Genomic DNA, 12,358 nt, shown 5'->3' on the forward strand with positions numbered 1-12,358 from the left:
TTACGGCTGACCGGGCTTCAGCACGATGAACAGGCCGTGCGCTTCGGCGCAGAGGCGCTCGCCGTCGTGCAGGGTGGCCCGGACGTAGACCTTGCGCCCCTCTTGCCGCTCGGCCCAGGCGTGCACCTGCAGTTCGGTGTTCAGCGGCGTGATCGAGCGGTAGTCGATGGTCAGCGACGCCGTACGGGTCACCGCGCGGGCGTGCACCGCGGCGGCCATGCCGAGCAGGTCGTCGAAGCTGAGTGCGATGTGGCCGCCGTGTGCGGCACTGTTGCCGCCCAGGTGGAAGGTCCGGAACGTGACGCGCGCGTCCACGCCGTCCTTGCCCGCGTGATCGATGACGTAGGGCGGCAGCGTGATGTTGCCGCGGGCGGGCAGATCGTGGCGGGTCCAGTTCGGCGTGGACCACTCGTCCACCCGGGCCGCGTCGAGTTTGTCGTTGAGTTCCTTGAGCAGGCCGATCGTCTCCACCGCGAGTTCATCGGACGGGCAGGCCAGACGCACGCGGTCCATCAACCCGCGCACCTGTTCGACGAACTCCCCGTAATGCGGTCCGCCGCGCTCGATATCGGCGCCCTGTTCTTCGCGCGCGTTGATCAGCTCGGTCATCGGCCGGAACGCGCCCTCGTGATGCTCTTTGCTCGGCAGCGAGGCACCGGCCTGCTCTTCGTTCATAAGGAACACGTTATAGGTTGCCATCGGAATGCTCGCGCCGCAGGGGCTCGGCGGGTTGCGTGGCCTAGGCTGGTCCGGGGTGGACGGCGCCGGCCGGGACAGGCCGGTCGCCCGGCGGGTGGACCGGTCCGGCGGCGAAAGGCTAAGGGTAGATGGGTATTACGGCGGTTGTCTTCGATATGGACGGCGTGCTGATCGACTCCGAGCCGGTGTGGGAGCAGGTGCGCCGCGCCTACGTCGCGGACAAGGGCGGGCGGTGGCTGCCCGATACCCAGCAGCGGCTGATGGGGATGAGCACCCGGGAATGGTCGGAATACCTCAGCGCCGATCTCGGCGTCGGGGAATCGCCGGAGACCGTGGCGCGCGACGTCATCGACCAGATGGTGGCGCACTACGACCGCGCGGTGCCGCTGCTGCCCGGCGCGATCGACGCCGTGCAGCGGATGAGCGAGCAGTGGCCGCTCGGCGTGGCGAGCTCGTCACCGCGGTCCCTGATCGACGTGGTCCTGGGGCGCACCGGATTGATCGAGTTCTTCACGGGCACCCTGTCCACCGAAGAAGTCGACCGCGGCAAACCCGCTCCGGATGTATACCTGGCGGTGGCCGGCCTGCTCCGGCAGCGCCCGGCCGACTGTGCGGCGGTGGAGGATTCGAGCAACGGCATGCGCTCCGCCCACGCCGCGGGCCTGCGGGTGATCGCCGCGCCGCGCCCCGAATACCCACCGGCCGACGACGCGCTCGCCCTGGCCGCGCACGTCATCGATGACCTCTCCCAGCTGACGCCCGAGCTGGTCGGCGGCGCGGCGTAGCCGTGCGCGGGCTCAGTCCGGCCCGGGTAGCGGTGTGGTGAGCAACGTCCGGGCGGCCGCGGGCAGGTCGGTGTCCAGCCAGTCCGGCAACTCGGGACTGTGTGCGTGCCGACGCAGGGCGGCGTAGGGGAGATCGACCACGGCGCGGCTGACCGCGTCTATCTCGCGGTGGTCCGCCCGGCCGAAGGCGCCGGTGGCGATGCGCCGCAGGTGGTCGAGCAATGGCGCGTTCATCTCGGCCAGCCGGGCGCGGAATTCGTCGTCGGGGCCGCCGTCCAGCAGATCGCTGGGGCGCAGGTTGAGCAGAAGCTTTGCGTCATCGGGTAATTCGCGGCCGAAGACGAGCGCGGCGCGCACCATGGCGACGCCCGCCTCGACCGGATCGGGGTGCTCCGCGGCGGTGAGCACGCCGGCTTGGAAGCGCGCGAGCGCCCGCAGCCACGCCGCGGTGAGTACGCCGTTGCGGTTGCCGAAGCGGTGGTACAGCGTGCCGACCGGCGCACCGCTGGCGTCGGCGATCGCGGCCACGCTGGCGGCGCGCGGCCCGTCGGCGAGGACGAGGGCACGGGCTGCGTCGAGGATCACGTCGGTGTCGTGCTTGCGGGGTGGCGCCATCTACTAGTACGTTCCTTCTATATGGAGCGTTTGTCCTATATTGACGAGCATGCCAGATCGATCGCCGCGAACCGCGACCGGGTCTGGCAAGCACTGCTGAAAGTAGTCTGCAAAGACCCGGCGGACCCGGCGACGGTCCCCACCGGTTTCGTGCTCGACGTCGCCGAGGCCCCGAGCAAGCTGGCCCTGAGCGGACAGCACTGGTTCGCCCGCTACGCCCTGATCTTCGAACTCGACGAGCAGGACGCGAACCGCACCCGCATCCGCGCCAGATCCCTGGCGAATTTCCCTGGGCTGCACGGCAAGATCTATCGCGCCCTGGTGATCGGCAGCGGCGGCCACCGTCTGGTGATGCGTCAGCTGCTGCGCCGGATCGAGGCGGCGGTATGACCTCGCGCACCGCCCGAAAACATGTCATGCCCATCGAGGATGATCGTCGGCATGGCGAAAGATGTTCAGCTCGGCGAGGTTCGGGCCTGGTATGACGTGACCGGCGATGGTGAGCCGGTGTTGCTGCTGCACGGTGGGTTCGTGGATTCGCGATCGTTCGATGCGGCGGTTGCGGTTCTCGCCGAACAGTTCCGGGTGTTCCGGACCGATCGGCGCGGGCACGGCCGGACCGCCGATGTGGCCGGGCCGATCTCGTACGACCTGATGGCCCAGGACACCATCGCGTTCCTGGACGCGGTGATCGGCGGTCCGGCCCACTTGGTCGGTTACAGCGACGGCGCGGTCGTCGCGCTGCTGGTCGCGCTGCGCAGGCCGGATCTCGTCCGCAAACTCGTGTCGATCAGCGGCAACTTCCACCACCACGGCCTGCTGCCCGGTGTGCTCGACGGCTTCGCGCACGAAGAACCCATGCGGCGCTTGGCCGCTCGCTACGGCGAGGTCTCCCCGGACGGCGTGGACCACTTTCCGGTCTTCGCGGAAAAGCTGTTCCGGATGGCCAACGCCGAGCCCACGCTGACGGTCGAGGAACTCGGCGGGATCGCCGCGCGCACCCTCGTCCTCGCCGCCGACGACGACGCGATGAGCCTGGAACACACGATCGCGCTCTACCGGGCGATCCCAGAGTCCGAACTGGCGATCGTGCCCGGCACGTCGCATCTGCTCGTCGTCGAGAAGCCCGCCGAGGTCTACCACCTCGTCGGCAACTTCCTCGCCACCGACGCGACACCTACCTGGCAGCCCATCCGGCGCGCCTGAACAAGTGTGCTGCATGTGGCGCGGTGATGGCATAAGTCCGCAGGGCCTTGCTGCCGCGCGACATTTGGGCAAACTGTGGGCGAATGATGGTCAGGTTGATCGCCGAACCGGTCATGCTGATCGGTATGGACTTCATGAAACCGGCGGAGGAGCTGTTGGCGCAGGTCGCTGCCCGCTTCGGCTCCGCGGAAGCGTTCCTGGAGAAGCTGGCGCAAGCCCACGCCGCCCGCCGCGACGACGACACCATCGAACTACCCCGCATCATCGGCGGCTTGCCCAACGGTTACTGATCGCCGTGCTCGGGCCGGTCACCGGATGCGCATTCGGCGGCGCGGGCGCGCAGGAGTGATTGTTCGGCGCGGTTGGCGGTGAGGTCGGCGGCGCGGATGAATTCGGCGTGGGCTTCGGCTCGGCGGCCCAGTTGGGCGAGCAGGTCGCCGCGAACGGCGCTGCGCAGGTGGTAGGCGTCGAGCGCGCCCACGGTGACGAGGGCGTCCACCAGGTCGAGGGCGGCGGCGGGGCCGTGCACCTTGCCGACGGCGACGGCGCGGTTCAGTTCGACGATGGGGGAGGGAAAGCGTTCGGCCAGAACGGCATACAGTCCGGCGATGCGCCGCCAGTCGGTCTCCTCGGGTACCGCCGCCATGGCGTGTACCGCGGCGATCGCCGCCTGCAAGGCGTAGCGGCCCGGCGGCAGTCCGCGCTCGCGCGCGACCGTATTCGCTCGGCCGAGTGCCGCGTAACCGCGCCGGATCAGCAGCCGGTCCCAGCGCGACCGATCCTGATCGGCCAGCAGCACAACGTCTTTCGCCGGACCCGTGCGCGCCGGTAGCCGGGAGCCTTGTAATTCGAGCAGTGCGACCAGCCCGTGCGCTTCGGGTTCACCCGGCAGCAGCTCGGCCAGCATGCGCGCCAAACGCAATGCGTCCTGGCATAATTCGACGCGCATCCAATCCTCGCCCGCGGTCGCCGCGTAGCCCTCGTTGAAGATCAGATAGATCACCGCGAGGACCGAATCGAGCCGGTCGGCGAGCTCGTCGGCGCCGGGTACTTCGTAGGGCAGGGCGCGGGCCGCGATGGTGCGTTTGGCCCGGACGATCCGCTGGGCCACCGTCGATTCGGGTACCACGAAGGCGCGGGCGATCTCGCCGGTGGTCAACCCGCCCAGCAACCGCAAGGTCAACGCCACGCGGCCCTGCTCCGGCAACACCGGATGGCAGGCGGTGAACATCATCCGCAGCAGGTCGTCCTCGACGGCTTCGGTCTGCGGAGCCGGCTCCGGTGTGGTCAGTAGATCGTGCCCGAGCAGGGCCAGTTTGCGGGCGAAGGTCTGGTTGCGCCGGATCCGATCGATCGCGCGGTGCTTGGCGGTGAGCATCAGCCAGCCGCCCGGGTTCGGCGGCACCCCGTCGCGCGGCCACTGTTCCAGCGCGGCGACCAGCGCGTCCTGCGCCAGTTCCTCGGCGAGGTCGATATCGCCGACCACGCGGGTGAGCCCCGCGACCAGCCGGGGCCATTCCATCCGCCACACCGTTTCCACGGCGCGACGGGCCTGCTCCGGCGACCGGTCGGGGCTCATTCGGGTGCTCGCTCAGCCCTGTTCCGCGATCTGCCTGAGCTCGACCTCGATCTCCCATTCCGGCCCGTGTGCGCCGAGGAACCGCGAGGTCCATTCCACCGCTTCGTCTTTCGACTTGGTCTGCAGGATGCAGTACCCGCCGACGATCTCCTTGGTCTCGGTGAACGGTCCGTCGAGCACCGTCTGCTTACTGCCGGCCTGGGTGATCCGGGTGGCCTCGGCGATCGGATGCAAGCCGTTGGTGTCGAGCAGCACGCCCGCCTTGGTCATCTCCTCGATCACCTTGCCGACCTGCTCCATCAACGCCTCGTCCGGTTCCGGCGAGGTGTTCGGGTCGAGGCGGATCAACATCATGTAGCGCATAGCGCGTCCTTTGCTCGTCGTCGTCAGGATCGGCCGACCCTCACCTCACTGCATCGAACGGCCACCCCCCGAATCGACACCTCCCCGAAAATTCTTCCGCAAACATCCCCCGAAGTCAGCTCGGCCGGGCGGCGTGCTCGCCGCGCGTCTCGGCCGGTTCTTTGTCGACCCGAGCACCGGCCAGGTAACCCGCGATGATGCCGAGCAGCGTGTACGTCGCGGTCTTGACCTGTATGTCGACCTCGAGGGTGGCGAGCAGCAGCGCGAAACCCGCGACGCTCAGCAGGCCGTACATCTTGACCAGGCAACCCACTGGCTATGTCGTTGCTGCTGGTCACGGCGTTGCAGCTGGCCCGTGCTCGGGGAGTCGGCTGGGCCAGGCGGGGCGGGTGTGGGCGGCGCGGGCGGACCAGCGGCCGTCGTAGCGGACCTCGACCGGGTGGGCGAAGGCGGCGGTGACGGTCTCGGTGGTGAGGGTCTGGGTGGCCGGGCCCGCGGCGACGGTGTGGCCGTCGGCGATGAGCATGGCGTGCGTGGTGCTGCTGGGGAGTTCCTCGAGGTGGTGGGTGACCAGGATCGAGGCGACGTCGGGGTGGGTGTCGCCGAGGGTGTCGAGGGTTTCCAGGAGCTGTTCGCGCGCGGCGAGATCCAGGCCGGTGGACGGTTCGTCGAACAGCAGCAACCGGGGTTCGGCGATGAGCGCGCGGGCGATCAGGGTGCGCCCGCGTTCCCCTTGGGACAGCGTCGGCCAGATCTCGCCGGCTTTCCCGGTGAGTCCCACGGTATGGATCATCGCCTCGGCGCGTGCCACCTGCTCCGGGGTCGGTGTCCAGCGCATCGGGGTGTCGATGGTCGCGGTGATGCCGGTGAGCACCACTTCGCGGATGGTCAGCGGGTACTGCAAAGGATGGCGCGGATTCACATGCCCGATGGAATGGCGCAGTCGCTGCAGTTCGACGCGGCCGAGCTGCTGCCCGAGCACCCGCACGGTGCCCGTCGTCGGAAAGGTGACGGCACCGCAGAAGCCGAGCAGGGTGCTCTTGCCCGCACCGTTCGGGCCGAGCAGCGCCCAGTGCTCGCCCGCGTGCACGGTCATCGAGATGCCGTTGATGATCTTCTTGCCCTCGCGGCGGAAGGTCACATCGGTCAGTTCGAGCACCGGCGCATCGGTCATTGGAAGGCCTCCTTCAGGCTCGTCAGATGGGCGCGGCTGAATTCCGCTGCCGCCGTGGCATTTCGGGCGACGATCGCCTCGACCAACTGCTCGTGCGCCGCGTGGTCGGCCGGCTCGGACGGGACGGGCCGGATGGTCAGCATGTCGATCATCGCGAGCCGCAGCCGGGGCAGGAAGGTGTCGAACAGCTGGACGAGCACCTCGTTGTGCGCGGCGACGAGCACCGCGCGGTGGAAGGCCATGTCCGCGTCCACATGCTCGGCGACCGGCTCGCCGTGCGCCGCCCGGGCGGCCAGCGTCGTGCGCAGAATGCGCAGGTCGGCCCGGGTCCGGCGGTGCGCGGCCAGCGCGGCGGCCTCGGCCTCGATGGCGATGCGCGCCTCGATGACCGAGGCGATGGTGGCCCGGCGCAGCACGATGTCCCAGTCCTGTTTCGCGTCCAGCGCCGTGACGAACACCCCGGCCCCTTGGCGACTGTCGAGCACGCCTTTGCCCGCCAGCTCGCGGATCGCTTCGCGCAGCGTCGAACGGCCGACACCGAGCTGCGCGGCCAGCGTGGTTTCCCCTGGAAGCCGGTGTCCCAGTGGCCATTCGCCCGCTTTGATCCGGGTCAGCAGCAGCTCGGCCGCCTGGGCGGCGAGCGGATGCCTGCGTACCTGCGAGACCATCGCAACCTCTCTACTTGTCTGAGGAGTTGTGTATAGTCTACCCATCATGCGCACCATGCTTCTGCTTAGCCGCCACGGCGGGGCCTGACCGACCGGCCCCCCGCCGTGGGGCTTTGTCGTGGCCGGTCACCTCGTTCGTGACGGCCGTCCGGCCAGAAAGCAGACCGCATCATGATCAACACTCCGCAGGGTGCCGTACCGGAATCCGCCCCCGCCTGGAATCGGCAGCGGCACTCGCAGATGCCGTTCCACCGATATCGCGACGTCTACGATCGCGTGGAAGTGCCCCACACCCAGCGTGCTTGGCCCGCGGCACGGATCACCGCGGCGCCGCTGTGGGTGCCGGTGGACCTGCGCGACGGTAACCAGGCGCTGGCCGAACCGATGGATCCGGCGCGCAAGCGCCGCTTCTTCGAACTGCTGGTCGCCATGGGCTACAAGGAGATCGAGGTCGGCTATCCGTCCGCCTCGCGGGCCGATTTCGAATTCGTCCGCCTGCTCGCCGAGTCCGACCTGGTGCCCGATGACGTGACCGTCGTCGTATTCACCCCTGCCCGAAGGGATCTGATCGAACGCACCGTCGACTCCGTCCGCGGCCTGCGCGATGTGGTGATCCACATGTACACCGCGACCGCGCCCGCCTGGCGAAACACGGTGCTGGGCAAGGACCGTGCCGCATTGCGTGAGCTGATCCTGGCCGGTGGCCGCGACGTCCTGGAATTCGCCGCCGGCCTGCCGCACGTCCGGTTCCAGTTCTCGCCCGAGGTGTTCAACCTGACCGAACCCGACTATGTGCTGGACCTGTGCGACCGGATGACCACCCTGTGGGACGCCACCCCGCAGCGGCCGGTGACCCTGAATCTGCCTGCGACAGTGGAGGTCGCGACCCCCAACGTGTACGCGGACCAGATCGAATACATGCATCGCCAGCTGGCCCGCCGGGACAGCGTCATCCTGTCCGTGCACCCGCACAACGACCGCGGCACCGGCGTCGCCGCCGCCGAACTCGCGGTGCTGGCCGGCGCGCAACGCGTGGAGGGCTGTGTCTTCGGCAACGGCGAACGCACCGGCAACGTCGATCTCGCCACGCTCGCGTTGAATCTGTATGCGCAGGGCGTCGATCCGATGATCGACTTCTCCGATATCGAGGAAATCCGGGCGACCGTCGAATACTGCACGCGCATGCGGGTGCCCGAACGCCATCCGTACGTGGGCGAACTGGTGCACACCGCGTTCTCCGGCACCCATCAGGACGCGATCAAGAAGGGGATGGCGGCGCATCGGGCGCGCGCGGAGCAGGCGGGAATCCCGGAGCGCGAAGCGGATTGGCAGGTTCCCTATCTGCCGATCGATCCGGCCGATCTCGGCCGCAGCTACGAGGCCGTGATCCGGGTCAACTCACAGTCGGGCAAGGGCGGTATCGCGTATCTGTTGCAGACCGAATACGGTATCGACCTGCCGCGGCATCGGCAGATCGAGTTCGCCCGGCATGTGCAGGCGCATGTCGACGCGACCGGCGCGGAGATCACCGCGGCGCAACTGCGTGAGCTGTTCGAGGCGGTGTACCCGACCACGCGGACGCGGTGACGGTCACCGCATCTTCGGGCAAAGCGCCCGGCGGCCGCGGTCGTCCGTGCGAAGGTAATCGGCGTGGCGCGGCACGTGACAGGTAACCTCCCGGCCGAAGTGACCAGCTTCGTCGGGCGGGGCAGCGAAGTCGCCACTGCCAGGAAACTGCTGTCGGGCACCCGGCTGCTCACGCTCACCGGGCCGGGCGGCGTCGGCAAGACCCGGCTGGCCCGGCGGGTCGGCGACGCGGTCCGCCGGGCCTTCCCGGACGGTGTGTGGCTGGTCGAAGCGGCTCCGGTCAACGACGGTGAGCTGGTGGCGCCGAGCGTCGCCCAGGCGCTCGGCCTGCGCGACGACACCAGCCTGCCGGTCGCCGGGCTGATCGAGTACCTGGGCGACAAACACCTGCTGCTGATCCTCGACAACTGCGAGCACCTCATCGGCGCGTGTGCGGCGCTGGTCGATCGGCTGCTCGCGGGCACCCCGGACGTGCGGGTGCTCGCGACCAGCCGGGAACCGCTCGGGGTCGAGGGGGAGCAGATCCTGCCGGTGGCGCCGCTGCCGGTACCCGAGCCGGCCGACGAGTCCGGCGCCGTCGAGACCGCAGACAACGCCGCGTTGCGGCTGCTGATCGATCGCGCCTCCGCCGCGAATCCCGAGTTCCAGGCCACCGCAGCCGGTCTCGGCACGCTGGCGGCGATCTGCGCCCGCCTGGAAGGTATTCCGCTGGCACTGGAGCTGGCGGCGTTGCGGCTGCGCGCGTTCACTCCGGCGCAGGTGCTGGAACGACTCGACGACACCATGCGCCTGCTGACGACGGGATTGCGCACCGCCCCCGAGCGGCAGCAGACGCTGGAGGCGACGATCCGCTGGAGCTACGACCTGTGCACTCCGGACGAGCAGCATCTGTGGGAGCAATTGGCGGTGTTCGCGGGCGGTTTCGACCTCACCGCCGCCGAGGCGGTCTGCGCGCTCGAGCCACCGGGTGCCCTGCTCGACGCGCTCACCGGTCTGGTCGAGAAGTCGGTGCTGAGTTTCGGCAATCAGGGCCACGACGGTGCGGGCCGCTACACCATGCTCGAACCGCTGCGGCAGTTCGCGCTGGCTCGCCTGGTGGCCCGCGGCGACGAGCACAGCGTCCGGCTGCGCCACCGCGATCACTACTACCGGATCGCCCAGCGCGGCCGCATCGAATATTGGGGCGACGCCGACGTCGGCTGGTTCCGTGACGTCACCCGCGAACACGCGAATCTGCGTGCGGCACTGCAGTTCGCGCTGGCCGACCCGCAGGGCGTGCACCGTGGTCTGCAGATCGCCTCAGAGCTGCGGCCGTTCTGGGAGCACTACCGCTTCCTGCGCGAAGGATATCGGTGGCTGACCGATGCCCTCGGCAAGGATCTCGCGCACACCGTCGACCGGGCCCGCGCGCTGGCCGCGGCCTCGGTGATCGCCGCCATGTTCGCCGATCCCGCGACGGCGCACGGTTTCTTGGACGAATGCGTGGCGATCGCGACGGAACTGGCCGCCGAGGAGGTGCTCGTCGAGGCCATGTTGCTCGCCTCGGTGCTCGCGTTCGCCGACGCCGACCCGGTCGGCGCGCTGGAACTCGCCGAGGCCGCCGCCGCGCGCGCCCGGGCCTGCGCCCATCACGGCACGGAGATGGAAAGCCTTGCGTTCGCCTATGTTTGCGCGATGGTGCGCTCCGACGACCGGGCGAGCGGCCTGGCCGAGCGATTCTTGCGCAAGGCCACCGAGCACGGTTCGCATCTGCTCGGCGGGCTCGCCTCGTGGGCGGTCGGCACCGACCACTGGCGAAACGGCGACGCGGACAAGGCGATCGCGGAACTGCGCCGCGCGGTGGAACAGTTGCGGCTGTTCGATCGGTGCGTGTGGACGGCCTCGGCGTTCGACGGTCTGGCCTGGGCCGCGGCCGCGGTGGGGGAGCACCCCCGGGCCGCGCGGCTGATGGGCGCGGCGGCGACGGTGCGCAGCGGCAGTACCCAGCATCTCGCGCACGCGATGACCGACACGATCGGCGAGCGGGTCCGGTCGCAGGTGCGCGACGTGCTGGGGGACAAGAGTTTCCGGTCCGCCTTCGACAGCGGGGGCGCGCTCACCTTCGACGAGGCGGTCCGCTTCGCCCTCGGCACCGAAGCGCCGGCGGAACCGAAAGCGGCGGCGGCCGCACCGCTGACCCGCCGGGAACGCGATGTCGCCCGGTTGGTCGCGGCCGGCTACAGCAACAAGCGGATCGCCGCGGAACTGGTCATCTCGATTCGTACCGCGGAAAGCCACGTCGACCACATCCTGACCAAGCTGGGGTTCACCTCACGGGCGCAGGTCGCGTCCTGGGTCAGCGCGCGGCAGCTGTGAAATCCGTTCAAGCGCCGGTGGTTCCGTCGATGCGTTCGCGCAGCAGGTCGGCGTGGCCGTTGTGCCTGGCGTACTCCTCGATCATGTGCAGATAGATCCAGCGCAGGTTGTATTCGAGTTCGGGCCGCCGCGGGTGCCGGAAGGTGTGGTCCAGCGGCAGGTCGGCCACCGCGGCGTCGGACAGTTCGATCTCCCGCCGGAAGGTCGCGAAATCCGTTGCGGCGTCGGCTTCACGCAGATCGAAGTCGCCGTCGGGATCGTCCTCGCTGCCGTAGACGTACGGCACGTCCGAGGCCGCCGCGGTGAGCCGGAACCAGCCGCGTTCCACCTCGGTCAGATGCCGGACCAGGCCGAGCAGGGTCAGCGTCGACGGCTCGGCGGAACTGCGCCGGAGCTGCTCGTCGTCGAGGCCCGCGCATTTCGCCAAGAGGGTGCGGCGGTGAAAGTCCAACCAGCCCTGCAACATCGATCGCTCGTCGGCGACGTGCGGGGCCGCGGTTCGGGGCACTTCGGGCGCGATCCAGTTCATCCGGCCGACTGTAGCTCGGCACGGTCAGCGGCGGCGCCTCCTTTTCGCCCGGCGACGGCTACGGGTGAACCGGGTCGCGTGGTCGCCGCGTAACCGCCGGGCCGGTAACGTGCGTCCGCACGCCACGAGCAACAGATCCTGCGCGTTGCCCGTGACGACCGCACCGGTGCCATAGCTCCAGTCCAGGTCGTCGGCACGCAACTCGACACCGGTCAGGTCGGTCCCGAAGAACTCGATACAGCGCGGGTTGATCAGGTCCAGGACCAGGCGCAGGCGATCGTGGGGCACCTTGCGGTCCAGCCCCAGCGCGACGGTGATATCGAGGCCGTGCACGATGTCGTGGCCCAGGGCATGCACCGCTGCGCACCCCGGTGGCCGCCACGGATGTCCGACGTTGTCCCAGAGCGATTTCAGCAATTGGCCCGAGGTCAGCGTGGCGGCGTCGACGTGTGCGGTGTGGTTGGCGATGCGGTCGAAATTGCCGCCGGCCCGGACGAATTCGACGGCGAAGCGGGTGCCGGTCAGGCGGAACGGCACGGTGATGTGGGCGACCACCTCGCGCACCCGCCAGCCTCGGCACAGCGTCGGCGCGTCCCAGGCCGCACTGTCGAAACCCGTGAGCAACTCGGCGAGCTCGGCCCGCTCGTCGATGATCGCCCTGCGCACCTCCGCCATCGCCGTCTCCTCGTCGCGACCGTCCTTCCCACATCCTGAGACGTCACCCAATCACGAAACTGGTCGGTCTAATGGGACGTTGCGGACAAGTGGTCGTCCGTGTGTCGCGCGGCGTGTCGCGAT

Annotated in this window: 14 protein-coding genes and 1 pseudogene; 6 read left to right on the plus strand and 9 right to left on the minus strand. The window is 69.3% G+C overall.

The features are described from left to right. The gene (locus NVU01S_RS35640; protein ID WP_029892355.1) at positions 1-675 is read right to left on the minus strand and encodes a PaaI family thioesterase; all 675 of its coding nucleotides are present in this window, start codon (positions 673-675) and stop codon (positions 1-3) included. 152 nt (positions 676-827) lie between these two features. On the opposite strand from NVU01S_RS35640, the gene NVU01S_RS35645 reads away from it, so the two are divergent. Further along, positions 828-1,484: an HAD family hydrolase gene (locus tag NVU01S_RS35645; RefSeq protein WP_042260862.1), complete on the plus strand. Its 657-nt coding sequence runs from the start codon at positions 828-830 to the stop codon at positions 1,482-1,484. 12 nt (positions 1,485-1,496) lie between these two features. Here the strand turns inward: NVU01S_RS35645 and NVU01S_RS35650 are convergent, their stop codons facing one another. Next, positions 1,497-2,099: a TetR/AcrR family transcriptional regulator gene (locus tag NVU01S_RS35650; RefSeq protein ID WP_043665283.1), complete on the minus strand. Its 603-nt coding sequence runs from the start codon at positions 2,097-2,099 to the stop codon at positions 1,497-1,499. Between the two features lie 21 nt (positions 2,100-2,120). Here NVU01S_RS35650 and NVU01S_RS35655 point away from each other — a divergent pair, with 21 nt between their 5' ends. The 3 genes from NVU01S_RS35655 (at position 2,121) to NVU01S_RS35665 (ending at position 3,595) form a co-directional block, all read left to right on the plus strand. Next, positions 2,121-2,489, plus strand: a complete 369-nt coding sequence (locus NVU01S_RS35655) for a hypothetical protein (protein ID WP_043665281.1) — start codon at positions 2,121-2,123, stop codon at positions 2,487-2,489. Between the two features lie 51 nt (positions 2,490-2,540). Further along, on the plus strand, positions 2,541-3,305 hold the full coding sequence (locus NVU01S_RS35660; protein ID WP_043665638.1) for an alpha/beta fold hydrolase: 765 nt from the start codon (positions 2,541-2,543) through the stop codon (positions 3,303-3,305). An 83-nt stretch (positions 3,306-3,388) separates the two neighbouring features. Further along, on the plus strand, positions 3,389-3,595 hold the full coding sequence (locus NVU01S_RS35665; RefSeq protein WP_043665279.1) for a hypothetical protein: 207 nt from the start codon (positions 3,389-3,391) through the stop codon (positions 3,593-3,595). On the opposite strand, the gene NVU01S_RS35670 is transcribed toward NVU01S_RS35665, so the two are convergent. The 5 genes from NVU01S_RS35670 to NVU01S_RS35690 all read right to left on the minus strand — a co-directional run bounded on the left by NVU01S_RS35670 (position 3,589) and on the right by NVU01S_RS35690 (position 7,089). Further along, entirely contained in the window at positions 3,589-4,884 is a 1,296-nt protein-coding gene (locus NVU01S_RS35670; protein ID WP_043665277.1) for an RNA polymerase sigma factor, read from the minus strand. The genes NVU01S_RS35665 and NVU01S_RS35670 overlap by 7 nt on opposite strands. Before the next feature lie 12 nt (positions 4,885-4,896). Beyond that, entirely contained in the window at positions 4,897-5,247 is a 351-nt protein-coding gene (locus tag NVU01S_RS35675) for a YciI family protein (protein WP_043665275.1), read from the minus strand. Between the two features lie 115 nt (positions 5,248-5,362). Beyond that, positions 5,363-5,560: a hypothetical protein gene (locus NVU01S_RS35680; RefSeq protein ID WP_043665273.1), complete on the minus strand. Its 198-nt coding sequence runs from the start codon at positions 5,558-5,560 to the stop codon at positions 5,363-5,365. A gap of 21 nt (positions 5,561-5,581) precedes the next feature. Further along, entirely contained in the window at positions 5,582-6,421 is an 840-nt protein-coding gene (locus tag NVU01S_RS35685; protein ID WP_052280233.1) for an ABC transporter ATP-binding protein, read from the minus strand. Then, positions 6,418-7,089 (minus strand): FadR/GntR family transcriptional regulator, encoded by a 672-nt coding sequence (locus NVU01S_RS35690; protein WP_043665271.1) that lies wholly within the window; start codon positions 7,087-7,089, stop codon positions 6,418-6,420. Before NVU01S_RS35690 ends, NVU01S_RS35685 begins: the two co-directional genes overlap by 4 nt. A 240-nt stretch (positions 7,090-7,329) precedes the next feature. On the opposite strand from NVU01S_RS35690, the pseudogene NVU01S_RS35695 reads away from it, so the two are divergent. Beyond that, positions 7,330-8,655, plus strand: a pseudogene (locus tag NVU01S_RS35695) (2-isopropylmalate synthase); the annotation flags it as partial. Between the two features lie 96 nt (positions 8,656-8,751). Beyond that, on the plus strand, positions 8,752-11,031 hold the full coding sequence (locus tag NVU01S_RS35700) for an ATP-binding protein (RefSeq protein ID WP_043665633.1): 2,280 nt from the start codon (positions 8,752-8,754) through the stop codon (positions 11,029-11,031). Between the two features lie 7 nt (positions 11,032-11,038). Here the strand turns inward: NVU01S_RS35700 and NVU01S_RS35705 are convergent, their stop codons facing one another. Further along, positions 11,039-11,560: a DinB family protein gene (locus NVU01S_RS35705; protein ID WP_043665266.1), complete on the minus strand. Its 522-nt coding sequence runs from the start codon at positions 11,558-11,560 to the stop codon at positions 11,039-11,041. Between the two features lie 24 nt (positions 11,561-11,584). Then, positions 11,585-12,235 (minus strand): maleylpyruvate isomerase family mycothiol-dependent enzyme, encoded by a 651-nt coding sequence (locus NVU01S_RS35710; protein WP_043665263.1) that lies wholly within the window; start codon positions 12,233-12,235, stop codon positions 11,585-11,587. Between the last annotated feature and the right edge of the window lie 123 nt (positions 12,236-12,358).

The organism is Nocardia vulneris (assembly GCF_001613425.1).
Taxonomy (GTDB): Bacteria; Actinomycetota; Actinomycetes; order Mycobacteriales; family Mycobacteriaceae; genus Nocardia; species Nocardia vulneris.

What these genes read in the sequence shown, in the direction of transcription:
- NVU01S_RS35640 (WP_029892355.1), bottom strand. Translation starts at nt 675, where the DNA reads ATGAACGAAGAGCAGGCCGGTGCCTCGCTGCCGAGCAAAGAGCATCAC.
- NVU01S_RS35645 (WP_042260862.1), top strand. Translation starts at nt 828, where the DNA reads ATGGGTATTACGGCGGTTGTCTTCGATATGGACGGCGTGCTGATCGAC.
- NVU01S_RS35650 (WP_043665283.1), bottom strand. Translation starts at nt 2,099, where the DNA reads ATGGCGCCACCCCGCAAGCACGACACCGACGTGATCCTCGACGCAGCC.
- NVU01S_RS35655 (WP_043665281.1), top strand. Translation starts at nt 2,121, where the DNA reads ATGGAGCGTTTGTCCTATATTGACGAGCATGCCAGATCGATCGCCGCG.
- NVU01S_RS35660 (WP_043665638.1), top strand. Translation starts at nt 2,541, where the DNA reads ATGGCGAAAGATGTTCAGCTCGGCGAGGTTCGGGCCTGGTATGACGTG.
- NVU01S_RS35665 (WP_043665279.1), top strand. Translation starts at nt 3,389, where the DNA reads ATGATGGTCAGGTTGATCGCCGAACCGGTCATGCTGATCGGTATGGAC.
- NVU01S_RS35670 (WP_043665277.1), bottom strand. Translation starts at nt 4,884, where the DNA reads ATGAGCCCCGACCGGTCGCCGGAGCAGGCCCGTCGCGCCGTGGAAACG.
- NVU01S_RS35675 (WP_043665275.1), bottom strand. Translation starts at nt 5,247, where the DNA reads ATGCGCTACATGATGTTGATCCGCCTCGACCCGAACACCTCGCCGGAA.
- NVU01S_RS35685 (WP_052280233.1), bottom strand. Translation starts at nt 6,421, where the DNA reads ATGACCGATGCGCCGGTGCTCGAACTGACCGATGTGACCTTCCGCCGC.
- NVU01S_RS35690 (WP_043665271.1), bottom strand. Translation starts at nt 7,089, where the DNA reads ATGGTCTCGCAGGTACGCAGGCATCCGCTCGCCGCCCAGGCGGCCGAG.
- NVU01S_RS35705 (WP_043665266.1), bottom strand. Translation starts at nt 11,560, where the DNA reads ATGAACTGGATCGCGCCCGAAGTGCCCCGAACCGCGGCCCCGCACGTC.
- NVU01S_RS35710 (WP_043665263.1), bottom strand. Translation starts at nt 12,235, where the DNA reads ATGGCGGAGGTGCGCAGGGCGATCATCGACGAGCGGGCCGAGCTCGCC.